This is a genomic window from Streptomyces sp. NPDC003027 (genome assembly GCF_053591435.1).
Genome location: NZ_JBSFTU010000041.1, coordinates 24,787 through 40,101, shown reverse-complemented (window position 1 = coordinate 40,101; position 15,315 = coordinate 24,787). Strand labels below are relative to the sequence as shown.

The 15,315-nt window shown below is 67.5% G+C and carries 8 protein-coding genes and 1 pseudogene; 5 read left to right on the top strand and 4 right to left on the bottom strand.

Annotated elements, in window-relative coordinates; translation table 11 throughout:
• Positions 1-183: 183 nt before the first annotated feature.
• A complete protein-coding gene (locus ACWDX6_RS24990) occupies positions 184-3,540 on the bottom strand; it encodes a FlgD immunoglobulin-like domain containing protein (protein ID WP_451487115.1) in 3,357 nt (1,118 codons plus the stop codon).
• Positions 3,541-4,176: 636 nt separating this feature from the next.
• On the opposite strand from ACWDX6_RS24990, the gene ACWDX6_RS24985 reads away from it, so the two are divergent.
• Complete coding sequence (locus tag ACWDX6_RS24985; protein ID WP_451487114.1) at positions 4,177-5,136, top strand: hypothetical protein; 960 nt, start codon at positions 4,177-4,179, stop codon at positions 5,134-5,136.
• Positions 5,137-5,679: 543 nt separating this feature from the next.
• Here the strand turns inward: ACWDX6_RS24985 and ACWDX6_RS24980 are convergent.
• Positions 5,680-7,086, bottom strand: coding sequence for an AbiJ-related protein (locus ACWDX6_RS24980; protein WP_451487113.1), 1,407 nt, complete (start codon positions 7,084-7,086; stop codon positions 5,680-5,682).
• A gap of 104 nt (positions 7,087-7,190) precedes the next feature.
• Here ACWDX6_RS24980 and ACWDX6_RS24975 point away from each other — a divergent pair, with 104 nt between their 5' ends.
• The 3 genes and pseudogenes from ACWDX6_RS24975 to ACWDX6_RS24965 all read left to right on the top strand — a co-directional run bounded on the left by ACWDX6_RS24975 (position 7,191) and on the right by ACWDX6_RS24965 (position 9,239).
• Positions 7,191-8,156 carry a hypothetical protein gene (locus ACWDX6_RS24975; protein ID WP_451487112.1) on the top strand — a complete coding sequence of 322 codons (966 nt, stop codon included), beginning with the start codon at positions 7,191-7,193 and terminating at the stop codon, positions 8,154-8,156.
• Between the two features lie 227 nt (positions 8,157-8,383).
• A pseudogene (locus ACWDX6_RS24970) lies at positions 8,384-8,644 on the top strand (IS701 family transposase); the annotation flags it as partial.
• Between the two features lie 76 nt (positions 8,645-8,720).
• Positions 8,721-9,239 carry a hypothetical protein gene (locus ACWDX6_RS24965; protein ID WP_451487127.1) on the top strand — a complete coding sequence of 173 codons (519 nt, stop codon included), beginning with the start codon at positions 8,721-8,723 and terminating at the stop codon, positions 9,237-9,239.
• A gap of 403 nt (positions 9,240-9,642) precedes the next feature.
• Here the strand turns inward: ACWDX6_RS24965 and ACWDX6_RS24960 are convergent, their stop codons facing one another.
• Both ACWDX6_RS24960 and ACWDX6_RS24955 read right to left on the bottom strand, forming a co-directional pair.
• Positions 9,643-10,128: an Imm1 family immunity protein gene (locus tag ACWDX6_RS24960; RefSeq protein ID WP_451487111.1), complete on the bottom strand. Its 486-nt coding sequence runs from the start codon at positions 10,126-10,128 to the stop codon at positions 9,643-9,645.
• Entirely contained in the window at positions 10,125-14,159 is a 4,035-nt protein-coding gene (locus tag ACWDX6_RS24955) for a DddA-like double-stranded DNA deaminase toxin (RefSeq protein WP_451487110.1), read from the bottom strand. Before ACWDX6_RS24955 ends, ACWDX6_RS24960 begins: the two co-directional genes overlap by 4 nt.
• 592 nt (positions 14,160-14,751) lie before the next feature.
• Here ACWDX6_RS24955 and ACWDX6_RS24950 point away from each other — a divergent pair.
• The gene (locus tag ACWDX6_RS24950; protein WP_451487109.1) at positions 14,752-15,264 is read left to right on the top strand and encodes a hypothetical protein; all 513 of its coding nucleotides are present in this window, start codon (positions 14,752-14,754) and stop codon (positions 15,262-15,264) included.
• Positions 15,265-15,315: the final 51 nt, after the last annotated feature.

Genomic DNA, 15,315 nt, shown 5'->3' with positions numbered 1-15,315 from the left:
CGGAAGCGGGAGAGCCATCCGCCGGCCTTCTGCTCGGGCAGGGGCGGCGGCTGCCGCAGCAAGCCACGAGCTGCTCCCAGAAGGCGGTCGGGGACCTCTTGGCCGACTGCCGGTGACCGAAAAGGCAGAGGGGTGGCGCAGCGTCGCGAGACGGTGTGCCACCCCTCCGTGGGTTCTGTCCTGTCAGTCCGTGTAGTAGCCGAAGACGTCCACGATCACGTCGGTCGAACCGGCGTGGTTGTAGAGGAAGATCCGGCCGTCCACCACCGGCACCACCACTAGGTTCGGCACCGTCCAGCCCGGCATCAGGTTGATGTTCGAGACCGTCGGGGTTCCTGCGCGTGTTGTCGCCGCCAGGTAGGTCGGGGCCGTCGCGTTCGTCGCCGTCACGTTGAGGACCACGGCGGACGCCCCGGTCACCGGCACTTCACCGGTCCCGGCGACCGGCAGCGCGACGCTCTGGGCCGGGCCGAGCTTGTGGCCGCCCAGTCCCTGCCGGGTGTCCATCACCCGAGCCGGGGTCACCGGCCGGAAGCGGGCTCCTTGGGCCGCGTCGGTGGTGAAGTAGCCGGACACGTCCGCGATCAGGTCGACCGTGCCCGTGTGGTTGTACAGGGTGATCTGGCCGTCCTTCACCGGGACGACGACCGCGTTCGCCGCCGTCCGGCCCGCCGCCACGTTCAGGTTCGAGGCGGACGTCCGCTGTGTCCCGTACGGGTAGACGGAGACGAACGTCGCAGAGCTCGGGTTCGTCGCCGTGAGGTTCAGGACCACCGCTGACACGCCCGTCGCCGGCAGCCCGCCGCGCCCGGTCACCCGGACGTTCACCGTCCGCGCCGCGCCGACCTTGGCCTTGGGCGCGCCGAGCCCGGCACGGGTGTCGAGGATCCGCGCCGGCTCCACCGGAAGGAAGCGGTCGCCCTCGCCGCTCAGGGTGTAGTACCCGGCCACGTCGGCAATCAGGTCGACCGTGCCGGCGTGGTTGTACAGGGCCACCTTGCCGTCCTTGACTGGCACGGTCACCAGGTTGGACACGGTCTGGCCGGCGGCCACGTTCAGGTTCGAGGCGGACGTCCGCTGCGTCCCGTCGGGGTAGGCCGAGACAAATGTCGCAGAACTCGGGTTCGTCGCCGTCACGTTCAGGACCACCGCCGAGATCCCAGCCGGGGCTACGGCGCCGCGCCCCGCGACCTGCAGCGTCACCGTGCCACCCGGGCCGACCTTGGCCTTGGCGGCACCGAGACCGCTACGGGTGTCGAGCAGGCGGGCAGGCACGACGGGCGCGTAGGTCCCGAGCCCGCCGTGTGTCAGGAACAGCTCGCCGAGGCGGCGCAGTTCGGGTCCGGATCCGTCGGCGGGCACGGCCGTGAGCTCCCACGTGTAGCCACCGTCCGCGAGGGGCTTGCCGTTCTCGTCCTTGCCGTCCCAGCCGGCCTTCACCAGACCACGCGCCTCCCCGCCGGCGGAGGTGCTGACGACGGCCCCGGTCCGGTCCTTGACGGTCATGGTCCAGGAGGCGGCGGGCTTGCTGAGCCACCAGCTTCCGGTCCACGACGCGCTGGGATCCGCGAGGTCAAGGACCTCGGCGGTGTCCGTGTCGAGGGTGGTCAGGGCAGCGGCGGGGAAGCCGGTCGGAACGACATGGATGCGGTCCTCGTCGTCGGCGAAGGCGACGTGGCCGCCGAAGCGGTCGACGGTCACGGTGTTCATCTTCCGCGTCGTGCCGAGTACCCGGGTGCGCCCGGTGCCGTCCAGCGCGAACGCCGAGACCACCCCGTTCAGCGCGTAGGCCAGGTAGCCGTCTCCGAGCCAGGCGAATTGGTGCGCGGGCAGCGCAATGTCCTTGCCGGTCCGCACGTCGCGCAGACCCTTGCTGCCGCCGCCGCAGGTCCAGTACAGCAGGCTGCCGCGCACCTGGACGGTGGACAGGAAACAGGAACCGGTCGTGACCTGGACGGTGCGAACGACAGCGCCCGTGCGCACGTCCACGGCGGTCACCCGGGCGTCGTCCTTGGCAGACGCCGCCCACAGCGTGCCGCCGTCGATGGCGACAGGACCGGTGTCCGGCCTGCGCAGCACGGTCCGCCGCGTGTCCAGGTCGTAGACCACTCCTATGTTCCCAGGCTGCTGGAAGGTCTGGTAGGCCACGTAACGGCCCGACGCCGCCGGCGGATACGCCTTCTCGACGCCCGGCAGCGCCTCGGCCGGCAGCTTCTTGTCCGCGCCGAGCACGAAGAGCCGGTTGCGGGCGCCCGCCTCGCCGTACACCACCCGGCCGTCACCGGTCGGTACCCCTGCCTCGCACTCGCCCCCGACCCCGCACCTGTCTTCGGCCACGTTGTCGTCGATGCCGAGGTCCACCCGGGCCGTGGCCGGCGGAGCACCGTCGATGGGGAGGTCCGCTGACCGGACCCTGGCCCGGGTGCCCGCCACTACGTCGGTGGAGTACAGGACGCCCTGCCCGAGCGACATGCTGCGGATGGTGGTGCGCACGGGCGGGACGTCACCGATCCGGGTCGCGACCGGCGCGCCGCCACCCTCCGGGGCGCGCACGACGTGAAGCGAGCGCTCGGTCCCCTCGCCCTGGCGGGCGACCACGACCATGCTGCCGTCGGCGCTCACCGGGGTGTCCCCGACGACCCGGTCGAGCACCGGACGCTCGCCACCGTCGCCGAGGGACCGGGCGACCAGTGCCGCCTGTGCGTCCCCGCCCCCGCCCGGGACGCGGGCGAGCACGTGGCCGCCGAGGAACGCCACCGGAGTCCCACCATTCCAGGGGAGTTCCGCCGTCGGCCCGGACCAGTCCCCCGTCACGTCCCAGACCTGGAGCGTCTGTCCGGTCGGATAGAGCAGGAACCTGTCGGCGAGCACGGCGTCGTTCCAGTGCTGCCAGTCGTCTCCCGACGGGTTCGGCGGCAAGGGACGCAGGGTGAAGGACGCGTCGACCCAGCCCGCGTCCCCGGCGCCGCCGGGCCCGTAGGTGGCGAGGAAGCCGTGCTCGTCGGACAGCGCGTCGACGCGCCCGGCGTACGCACCCGCGGGCAGCCCAGACAACGGTCTGTCCCGTACGACGCCCCCGTCGTGATACCGGAGAAACGTGTCGTACGGAGCCGTTGTCATACGGGTGATGACGCCGAGGCCCATCGTCCCGAGATAGTGGCGGTTCTTCGGAATCGGAACGATGCTCCGCACACCGGTCTTCGGGTCGTGGAACAACACCTGCGAGCCTTGGAAGACGGCCAGCACATCGCTGCCGGTGGGACGTGCCCGGCCCAGCTCCGACGGAAGGTCTGTGCGCGCGCCGTCGACGAACGACACCCAGTGGGGCCTGGTCCCGCCCTGCATGAAACCGGTCGTCCCGGCAGCCGGCAGGACGCCCGCGTCCGGATCGGCGCTGAACTCCGCGGGGAACACCACCTCGGCCAGCACATCCGCCGCCCGGGCCTCGCCCGAGCCGAACGGCCCTGCCGGGACCGCTGAGAGCAACGCCGCCGCCACCGCGACCGCCGCCAGGGCCTTCGTCCTACGACGGCCCCCCATACTCACCATCCGCACGCTGTGCGTCCCCTCCCCAGAGGTGTCAAGTCGGCCGAGGCTACCAGCGCTTCGAACCCGTTCAAACAAGAGGGGCGGTGTCCGTGAAGCACCCGCTGTCCGCTGTGTGCCCAGGCCGCCGCGATCCCGCCGACCAGGTGGTAGAGGTTGCCCGAGTGCTCAGCCAGGAACCGCAGGACGTGCGGCGGGCGCGGCGGGCGCTGTGGAGGTGGCGGCACGGAGCCGCCACCGGCCCGAACGCGCGCCGCGGCGGCGACTTGGAGGCGCGGGACGACGCTGGGAGCGGCCCGGAACGGACATCGGCACTCGCGGGCGGCGGGCGCGCGGCGGCGACTGGCGCGGAGCACGGCGACACACAACGGCCTGGCCTCAGTACGGACTGGCGGGCGCGGAACGACCCAGCCGCGCGGGACCGTTCACAGCCCCGGCGCCGGGCGCCGATCGTCGATGGCGGCGGGGCCCACGGACGGCGAACAGGCGAGCGCACGGCGGCGGAGCAACGTCTCATGCCGCCACGGTGCAGACCAAGGAGGCCACCGGTTACAGCGACCCCATGATCCATCCCGAGCTGCCCAACCCCGCCGGTAGGCTCTCCAGGGCGCGGCACGACATGGGGGGTAGATGAGCATCGACAGCTTCATATCCGAGGACTTCGGATCGGTCGTGGCGGCGGGGGCGGCCTTGCTGGCTATCCCCGGGGTCATCCTCGCGGGAGCCATCCAGGGCAAGAGGGCGTTGCAGGGGGCGCAGGCCCAGGCGGCTGCCGCCTTGCGGGCCGCGCAGGAGCAGGCATCGAAGGCCCTTGAAGCCGCGCAAGCCCAGGCCCAAGCGACGCTTGAGACCGGACGGCTCCAGGCACAGGCCACCTTGGAGGGAGTCCGGGAGATCTCCCGCGAGGCCCACGCCCAGTGGCAGCGCGACCGGTGCCAGGAGATATGGGCCACGTTCGTCGCGGAGCTGGACCTCCTGAAAGCGAAAGAACAGGCCACGAGCAATGAGTCGGAGGTGGCCGACTTGTTGAAGGCGTACGCCATGGTGGAGCTGATGAGCCCGCCCGTCGTCTTGGAGAAGGCGAGCCAAGCGAGGGACAAGGCCATCGAAGTCGACCTCATGCTGTTCACCGTACGCGTGCAGGCCAGGGACGCGGATCGGCTGAACCGAGCCAAGCAGCAGCTGAGGGCGGACGTGGCACAGGGGTCGGACATCGCCGACGGCCATTGGGGACTGGCTGAGCGTGTAACCGGGCCGGACGGGGAAGACACGGTTGCATCGCCGGGATCGCCCGAAGAGTACGAGGACATGAGGGAGCGTTTCGAGAAGTCCAACGCAGCCCGTGACGCCCTCGGAGCCCTGGCGACGGTCGAGCGTGCGCAGGGTGACCAGGACGCCAGGGAACGAGCGCGTCAAGCCCTGCTCGCTGCTGGGTTCGGGGAGACGCATGCCGGCTCGCTAGTGTCCATCGCGCAGCTCGACCGGCACGCGCAGCAGCAGATGCTGGCTGCCGACAAGACGCAGCTGACCCTGCTGCGGAACGCCTTCGTGGAGGAGGCCCGCAAGGAGCTGGACGCCCTCGGGACGTAGATCGCCCCGCGATCTCCTCGCGCCCGTGGCGTCGACGGGAAGGAAGACGTTTACCGGATCGCGCATCGGGAGCGGCGCGCCGGGGCGGTGCGCACCGCCCGCCAGTCCACAGGGGCGGATCACCTCCAGGAGCGCGATGTCGTGGGCGTCGTACAGGGGGACTGTGGTCACTCCGCCCTGCCGTTTGTAGTCCACCTCCACCGAGGCGACCGGGGCCAGCCAGCCGAGGCAGACCCTGGCTTCTGCACTGGCACGCCTGTCAGGGCTGGTGCTCCCGCTCAAAGATGGGACCGTTCGCCTGGGCGCTGCACCTGATTGCCACGCCCTGACCTTGATCACCAGGTACGTGAGGCCGGTACCGTGCGCAGGGTCGCCAGGTCGATCCGGTGCTGGTGGTGAAGTCGGCATCCACGTCGCCCCCCGCGACGCCTCTGGCCGGTGGCGGACTCTCCACGCCGACACCGGGCGCGTCCCGACCTCTCTCCCACCGATGGCCACCCTGCGGTCGTCGGCGGCGTCGTGACCAGAACCGTGAGACCCATATCAGCCTCGGGCTGACAGCGGCACTCGAGATGGACCGGCGGGTGGGCGGTCAATGAGTTTGGTGAAGAAGTCGGCGAGCAGCGGCTGGGCCCGGTCCCGGTCGCGGAGTTCGTCGTGGCCGAAGCGGAACACCTCGTAGCCGCGGAACTTCAGGTCGCGGTCCCCCGCCATGGTCGCGGCGTATTTCGCGCTGTCGGGTTCGGTCCCTTCGTTGCGGGTGTAGTGCTGCATGCCGTCGACTTCCAGCACCACTCGCCGGTTTCCCGGGAGAAGCATGAGGAAGTCCATCCGCAGGTTCTGCATGGCGTGCGCGCCGCGTTGGCGAAGGGTCTTGGCGTCCCAGTGCAGCCAGATCTCCGGCAGGAGGGCGGGCACGTCGTTCAAGTGGTCCCGGTTGGCATGGTGGTAGTGCCAGAACAGGTTCTTTTGTCCTGGGGATTTTGGTGGCAGAGAAGCCTCCATGCGGCTGTATAGGGCCCGCGCCGCCTGCTCCTGATCAGTGATATCCCGGGTTTCCTGCCACCAGGCCACGAGGTCCCGCCAGAGCAGTCCCTCCTTGCCGACGGGGCGGTCGTAGACCAGCACCTCGTCGGCGCGCTCGGCTACCTCGATGTCGTTGTCGAGGGCGCTGGTGAAGCGGATGTCAGGCTTGCCCAGGGTGGCGAAGATGAGGTTGCGCGGTCGGCGTGCGGTACCGCGGCCATGCTCGACAAGCTGGAAGTGGGGGTAGCCGTCTGCTTCTCCGTGCTGGCTCAGCTGGGCGCCCGCGGGGTTCAGGTGCCGGTTAGCCATCTCGACGAAGCGCCGCTGCGCCGGCTCGTCGGGTAGGACGACGGGGGATGCCAGGCCCTCGAGGAAGTGTCCGAAGCGGGGGTGCGGTGCTTCGAAGGCACCGAGCTGCTCGAAGAGTTGCTCGGTCGTCCAGTCGTCCGGGAACCGGATCACGTGGCGCTCGATCTGGCTGCGCAGGCTGTTTGTCGGGGTGGTCCACCCGCCGAGTGGATCGTTGTCCAGGTGCCACATGCGGCCCAGCAGGCCCATGAAGCGGTCCGGGTAGCCGAGGTGGTCGGACAGATCGAAGTCTCTGGTCAGCTCGCGCCTGGTCCGGCTCGGGATCTGCACGTGGTGGCGGCCGAGCCACAGAACATCCTGCAGCGCCATACGTTCGGCCTGGCCGAGCTCCTCCTGCTCAAGAACAGCCTCGGCGACATCCGGCAGGCGGTCGTCGGGGCAGGCGTTCAGGCTGGCCACCAGACGCTCGTGCTTGGTGCTGCCCTCGCTGGACGCGGGAAGGCCGAGGCGCTCGCACAGCGCCGGCAGTTCCTTCGCGGTGTAGCGCCTGTACAGCGTGAGGAGCACACCGTCGATCAGCCTCCGCAACCGCGCCATGTCCATCTGGTCCCCCATCCCATGATGATGAGCGACGCCCGGACACGATTCCACCTGTCCGCTCACCTTGCCCTAGCCAAATCCGCAGTGCACCCCCATACCGCCCCTCTACCTTGATGGGCATGTCGCACGAATCGATCTACGAGCACCTGCTGATATCGGCCCGGAAGTGGGCACGCACGGCCGTCGACGCGTGCCTGGAGGAACCCATCAACCAAGACTTCGCCGTGCACCACATGGCGGTGGCGGTGGAGCACGCGTCGAAGGCGTACCTGGCGTCCATCGCTCCAGGGCTCCTCGCGTCGGAGAAGCAGCCGAGCGTGGACGACCTCCTGGTCCTGAGCGGAAACGAAGACAGGACGAAGAAGGGCCGCGCCGGGCTGAAGACCATTGGCGGCGAGGGAGCCATCCTCAGGGCAGCCCAGCTTCTCGGCCCCGAGCACAGGGCGCCTGCCAAGCTCAAGGAACTGCGGGAGTCCCGTAACGGCATCACCCACATGGGGTGGGGCCAGCCCGTGACCGAGTGCCGCGAACTCCTGGCCGCGGGTATCGAGCACATCAACGCGCTCCTAAAGGCCCTGTCGACAGAACCCGGCGGCTTCTGGGGAACCCACCTCGAAGCCTGCACCACCACCGGCGCCCAAACCGCCGATCTCCTCAAAGACCTCACCGAACGCATCCGCGCGACCTTCGTGTACGCGGGCATCGACGTCACCACCACCGCCCTGTTCTCTGGGGTACGCGGAGCACAACTCGCCGGGCGGGCCTCCCTGGTGGAATGCGGAGCATTCCCCGCACGCCTCGGAAAACACGAACCCTTCCGCGAGCTCATCACGGGCGTGGAAGCAGCACTCGATCTACAGGCACACCAGCCGGGCACACTCCCCCGCCACGCCGCCTACCTCCACCAGCGGACCGCAGGACGCATCGGGAGCCTGACCCGCCTCATCCGCCAAGCAGCCATCACCGCCATCAGCGACGGCACCGAACGCATCACCAAAACCAGCCTCGAAGCGATCCGCTTGGACCACCTCGCCGAAACCCACCACCGCCCCACCCCGAACCGGCCCACCACACCCCACCGGTAACCTCCGCACCGCCCGACAACCTCACGGCACACAACGCTGTGACCAGCGAAAACACACACCGGCCCTTTAGAAGACAGGACCACACGAGGACGACCGAAAAACTCCAAACGAAAACAGAGAACCCCACACCAACAGGCCCACAGCCCGACAAGACCACGCTCACCCGGTCTCAACCGGGATACCCCCAGCACACAACAACACCTGCACCTCAACTACACCCCCACGAAACGACAGCCGTGCTCGCTCACGCCTTTCTCGCCGTCGAACACGCCGTCGAACACGCCCGCCATCCCGCCCCGAACGGGCTGATCCCGCTCACCTGCAACGAGATCCAGAAACTGTTCACGACGCTCGTCGTGCAGTCCGCGCGCGATGCGGCCCACCGGCTCCGCTGGTCCGCCTGGCGACGCCGCCACCAGGCCCGAGCCCAGGCCAGCCATTATCGCCAACAAGCTGCAAATCAGACATGGAGATCACATGAGCCGTAGATCATGATCTTGTGGTCTGGCGGTACTGAGGTGTGGCGGGGCCGGTGGTGGTGCACACTTCTTCGCCGTGGAGATCATGGAGGGCGAGCTACGGCGTCTTCGGTCCGGACTGGGGGCTGAGGACGGCCAGCAGCGGCCATTTCTTGTACGGGTCCGGTTTAGCGCCGGGGATCCCGCCCAGGTCATCGCCGATGCGCGTACGGTGCTGACGTGCGTGGTCGAGCGGACAGACGACTGGCCTGCATTTGAGCGGTGGCCGCAGCTGCTGCCGGCGTGGTTCATCCAGCGGTGCGCGCCCGAGCCTGACGAGCCCTTCGATTCCGAAGCATGGCTGCGGCAATGGGAGGCGATGACGCCGGAGCAGAGGGCGGCCGCCAGCGCGGGGCCGTGGATGCTGTCAGATTGGCTGCACTGCTTCGACCCGACCGAGGAAGGGGCCGGTGACGATCGCAGCTGGTGGTGGTGGCACGCAGGAACCGATGAATCGGGAGGCGGCTGGGTTCAGGTGGCCACCGACGGCTGGCCGTTCGGCAGCGGTTCGCTGTCCTGGTTGATCGAGGCCAGCGGCGGCACGGATCTCGCCTATGGACTGTGAGCGTTACGCGCCGCGCGCGCCACTCCTGCAGTAGCGATTGACAAGGCAAGATCACGATCTACGGCTGGAGTACTAGGTCGTACGCCGACAGGCGGCAGAGTCCTCACGCAGCTGCTGGGCTTGCTGCCCCTGCTACTGAACGTCCTCGAGGACCAGGGCGGCCCGCAAGTCACTCACCGGCTGGGCCGCGCTCGCGGACGTCAACCAGCTCCTCGACTGCGTGGCCGCTTACCTGCGCCCCTCCTGCCGCCCAGGACCATGGAGAGGCGCCTGACCGCGGAGTCGCGGCCTCGGAGATAGAAACGGTCCTGCGAGAAGTCTTCGCAGGACCGTTCCCCCCGCCCCGAGCCCAGACTTATGCTGCCTGGGAGCTATGCACTGAGTGATAGGTGGTGAGGTTTCGTCACTCCAGTCGAGTGCCGTCCTGATTTCCTGCGACCCAGCAGATTTCCGTGGGGCGAGAGCCCTGTGATTGACAGAACTCTTCCACCACTTTGCGGATTTTCGCTAGGGGAAGAACCCCGCGGGGATCGAAATATGAAGGCACGTGCGGGTCCGACATAACCTTGGGGTCGAACTCGGGAGGCTCTTCGGTGTCGGAGACCCAGAAGTAATACCCCATGTCACTGCCGGTCTCGTCTTCGATCCGCTTTGCTTCGGTCCCTCCCGCGAACCAGACAGCCCCGCCGAAGCCGTTCTCCAGGTTGGCCCCGACATCCAGGAAGCTGACCGGTGCCTGGTCTCCTTCGCGTTCGAAGGCCAGCCAGGTTGCCGCGACATGCGCTTCGCCGTCTTGGCCGGGTCGGAGTATCTCATCGAGAGATCCAGATACTTCCTCAGCAGCCCGCAGGTAGCGGGTCTCGCCTCGAAAATGGACTGCCAGAATCATGGCTTCACCCTCTTGCCTGTAATTGTCACCGGACTGCCGGAGCCCGGATAGTGTACCTTCAGCGTCCAGCCTGCGGGCAGAATCGCCTCCACGGCATTTGTGCAGTTCATGAACTTGTTGCACACGCCGTTATTGTTGTTGATCACCACCGTGGCATGCTCGGTGCCGCTATTTTTCATCCAGGCCGCGTATTTCGCTTCCACGTGGGAAGCAATGTCGTACGCCCCGTTCTTGCGGTCGGGGTACAGAGGGTGTCCCGAGGATTTGAGTAGCGCGTCTGCCTCAGCGTACAAGTCATCATGCCTGCCGCTCATCAGCTGACGCAGCTCGTCCGTATCGGCACCGGGGATTATTTTTCCGTCGGAGTCGCGAATTTTTCCGTACGTTTTATCGCCGAGACCATTGTATTTGGGAAGGTCGTCGAAGATATCTCGGACCCATATGGGGCAGGCTTCGTCGGTGTTGTGGACGAGGAGGTTGGTGGTGCCTGTGGAAACGTAGTACGTGTGGAGGTCTGCGACGGTGAGGTCGTAGGCGTCCTGAAGTCCCTGCCAATTCCGGGTACTGGCGATGGCGGCCGTGCTGTTCTGCGGTGTCCGCAGTGTATCGCCAGCCTTGAGGTCGCTCGCGTTCTTCCAGGTCCGGTCGTCCTCGGCCCAGTAGGGGTGGTGGCTGGTGGAAGTGAGCGTGGAGCCGTCGGTGAGGGTGACGTCGGTGAAGTTCCGGTCGTCAGGGGTGTGGATGGATTGGGCGACGGCCCGGGGCCCCGTTTCGCCCGTGACCGGGTCGGTAGCGGTGACGAGGTCGCCTACCTGGATCTGTTCGATGGGACGGCTGGTGCCGTCGGCCATGAGGACCTTGGTGCCTGCGGGGAAGCTATGGGGCGTGTTTGGCGTAAGACAGCCGATCGTGCGGCGTGCGGCGCGCAGGTCCTTGATACCGCCGATTGCGTCGTCGATCTTCTTGGCGAGTTTGAGCTTGCCCAAGGGGGTGACGCTGGCGACGGCCATCGTGCAGTCGACGAGGTTGGGATTCTCGATGCAGGCTTTGATGTCGTTGAGGCCCGAGACTTCCCAGACGATGGCCTGGACCGTGGGGTCCAGCGCAAGCATCTTCATGGAGCCGTCCGGCGACTCCACGCAGGCCGAGAGCGGCGCCACGTGCGCACCCTTGGGGTGTGGAACGCACCATTCCTTGGGTTCGGCCTCCTGCTGGCGCTTTCGCTCTTCCTCAGCCTGGCGGGCTGCTTCGGCGGCCTCCTTCTCGACCAGGGTGAGCGTCGCGGTCCATGCGGCCCGGGCCTCTGCTTCGGCCTGGTCAGCGCTCTTGCCTGCGGCGAGTGCTGAGGCGCGTGCACGGTCGCGGGCGTCGTTGGCCTTCTTGGCGGAGTCACGCGCGTAAGCGGCGGAGAGCATGGCCTCGGCGGCCGAGTTCTCCGCATTGGTGGCGTCCTGTTCCGCCCGGTTGGCCGCGTTGCGGGCGGTGGTGGCCGAGGCGGCGGCGTTGGCGGCGCTCTTTTCGGCGGCGTCGGCGGATGCCTTGGCACCGGCCGCGGCCTTGGCGGCGGCGTCTGCGGACTTCTGCGCTTCAGTGGAGGCTGCGGCCGCCTCCGCCGAGGCCTGCCTGGCCTTCGCCGCGGCTTCGGCGGCGCGCCAGTAGTTCGTGTTGGCCTTGGCCGCGATCAGCTGGCCTTCGGCCAGGAGGCGGCTGACGCGGTCTACGTGGTTGGCGGCAAGGTTGTCCTTGCGCTGGGCCATGTACTGGCCCACGGTGATGAACTCGTGGAGGCTCTCAGGCGGACCGAGCACGGCGACCAGTGCGGCGGACTGGAGCTCCTCCCCGCCAAGGGTGGCCAGGCGGGTAGCTTCAGCCTTCTCATCGGTAAGGCGTTCGCCGTACTGGTCGACCTGGAGGAACTTTGCAAGGGTCTTCGGATCGCCGTCCCTGACTGCGGTGGCCGCCGCCTTCTTCATGCCGGGGCCGCCGTAGGAAGCAAGACGGGTGACGTCGGCCTGCATGTCGGTGCGGCCGGCCTCGTACTGGCCGGCGTTGTAGAAGGCCTCGATCTGCTCGGGTGTCCCGGTCAGGACTTCGACGGCGGCGCTGCGTACCGAGGCGTAGGGGCTCTGGGAGCTCAGGTCGACGACACGCTGGCGGATGTCGTTGTGGTTAGCCTCTTTCCAACGGGTTCGCAGGTAGTCAAGGACGTCTTGGTCGGTCCCTGTTAGCGCGCGGGCGGCTGCTTCCTGGTGCCAGGGGCCGAGCAGCTTCATCGCCTGCATGGCGAGTTCGCGGCCCTTAGCGAGGGTCGCCTGGATGTCGACGTGAGGGCGGCCGGCTTCCTCGGCCAGCTTCGTCGCGGTGTCGTTCAGGGTGAGGGCCTGAAGTCGGGCCTTAGCCGAGTCGGACACCGTCTTGTCGGAGTTCGCCTTCAGGGTGCGGGCTCGTTCCACGGCCGCTTCGGTACGAGTCTGTAGATCGGCTTTCTCAGTGTCCCGGGCGAGCGTGAAGACATCCACGGCCTTGTTTACTGCGGCAGTAGCCGCTGCGGCTGCGACTTTGGCCGCGTCGGCGTTTTTCTGCGCCTGTGCGGCATATGTAGCCGAGTTCCCGGCCTGATTTGCTGCTTCCTCGGCGTAGCCGGCTGCCTTGATCGCGTGTCCCGCTGCATCGTTCGCGGCGTCCCGGGCCCCCTCCGCAGCCTTCTGCGCGCGGATAGCGAGTGCGGCGGTCCGGTCCGCAGCACGGTCGGCTGCGGCGGCATGGCGGCGTGCCGCCGCCGCGGCCTGGCGGGCTTCACCAGAGTAGATGCCGGCCGCCTCAGCGTGCCGGTTGGCTTCCTCAGCAGCGGCAGCGGCCGAGTCGGCGTCGGACGAGGCGAGCTTGGCGGCCGTCACGGCTACGGCTGATGCAGCGGAGGCGATGCCGGCCTTTTCAGCCGCGGCGGCGGACGTCTTGGCCGCCGCGGCTGCGTCTCGGGCTTCCTTTGCTGCTTTGCGCGCGTCGTCTGCCTTGGTGGCGTCGCCAGCGGTGGCGATGGCCGCGTTGAAGGCCTTGTTGGCGGCGTCCTCAGCAGCTGCCGCCGCCGAATGCGTTTGTGCTGCGGCGAGCGCGGCTCGACGAGCGGCACGGTTTGCGGCGTTCGCTGAGCCGATGGCCTCCTGAGCGGCCTCTGCCGCTGCAAGCGCAGCAGCGGCGGCCTGCCTTGCCTTCACCGAAGCCTTCTGGCTGCTGATGTTGGCTTCCGCCAGCTCCGCCGCAGCCTTCTGGGCTGCTTCCTTAGCCAGTCTGGCCGCCTCGACTGCCTTGTTCTTCGACTCCACAGCCTGCTTGGTCGCGTCCTCGGCCTGCTTGCCAGCCTGCTCCGCCTGCTTGACGAGTTCCGCGATGGAGGCGTGCTCCTGGTCCCTGTCGCGGGCCGTGAACTGCCCGATCTCCAGGAACTCGACGATGTCCTCGGGCGTCCCGTTGATTGCGGTCGTGGCCGCGGCCTGGAGATTGGGCCCTCCTATGGACGCGAGACGGGCGACCTCGGCCTTGTTATCCAGCTTGCGTGCCTCGTACTGGTCCTTGGCCAGGAACTCCTCGCGGTCGGCGTAGGTTCCTTGGATCGCAGCCACAGCCGCGTCCTGCACCGCGCGCCCGCCCAAAGTCGAGATACGGGTGATCTCGGCCTTCCGGTCGGTATCGAGCGGTTCCTCATAGCCATAGAGAAGGAACTTCTCCAGCTCGGCGGGGGACTGGATTACAGCTTGTGCAGCTGCTTCACGGACCCCGGGACCGCCGAACATCGCCAGCCGTGCGACATCCACCTTGTTGTCGAGGTACTGGATCTCCGGCACTTCGTCCAGAAACGCACGAATTCCGTCTTCGCCGCCCAGCAGCGCCCTCTCCGCAGCGTCCTTCAAGCCGGCTCCGCCGGTCTCCCATGCCTTAAGGGCAATTGCCCGTGCGTTCTCGGGCAGCGGAGGTGGCTCTACGGCGACGGCCGTGGGCGCTCCCAGCAGACCCGACAGAAGGCCCGCAGACAACAGAATTCTCAGCAGCTGACGGCGAGCCGAGAACCTTTCCAATGCTCCCGAACCGGGGGTTCGGGAGGGTTTACGCCGATACACCGGCGCCCCCTCCTAACTCGTAGTTTCCCCCAGCACGATGTGCTCTCCAAGTCCCGTACACAAGTCTTTCCGAAGGTGGCTTTTCGAGCCATCCTCCAGAAGGAAAAAGCCAGTTCTCTCGGTACTTCCCGGACGGCTGGGGATGCTTGATCGTACAACCGTCGATCCTCCGCACCCTTGGGGCGGGTACACGCTGAGCGGCACGAGTGACTGAGCAGAACACCTGCTCAGAGCCCAGGGGGTGACAGCATGACACCTGCGTGGAGGTGTCCGAAGACGGTGAGGAGCAGCCCTGAATCTCATTTACGCAAATCACCCAATTATGCTCATCGGTATGCTCTTTGAGCGGGTGCTGACTCCTGAAAGCGGGAAAGGTTGTATACGCAATGAACAAACTTCTGAGATGAGAGTCACACGCGCTGTGATCCAAGGTGAGATCTTGAACGTGCTTCACTCTTCGGGGAAGTGACGGGGGAACATATCCGTCACGGATTCAAGAAAGGCCGTCATGGCGAGATCCCGTGCCCTCAAGGCTCTACTGGTCGGATTGACCTCAGCCTTCGCAATCACCGCGACGACCCTCGGCGTGGCACACGCCGCCGGCGAGAGCGTGACCACGACGACCGAAGCAAGCGTCGACATGCCGCCCGCTATCGAAGACTTCACCTACCCGAACGCGGAAAAGATCGAGGCCGAGACCGGGGCCATCCTCAAGCGCGGCGACGGCCACCTCCTCCTCGCGGCATGCGACGGCAACGAGGACCTCAGAGTCTTGAGCCGCACCAAACCCTCGATGGACTTCTGCTTCGACGTCACGGCCAGGCCCGCCTTCCTGGAGCTGAAAATCCCCGTGTTCTACGGGATCGTTCCCGTCAGCGATCCGGTGAAGGTCACCGTCGAGCACAAGGACGGCACCACCCAGACCGCTACAGCGCCCACCAACAAGCTCACGGGGTTCGGTGAGTCGGGCAATCCGGCTACCGAGGACGTAACGCTCGTCGAGCTGCGTATCGGCAGCTGATCGATAGGCCCTGCGCAGGCCGGTCCCTGATGCCCGCGGCCATCCCTTGAT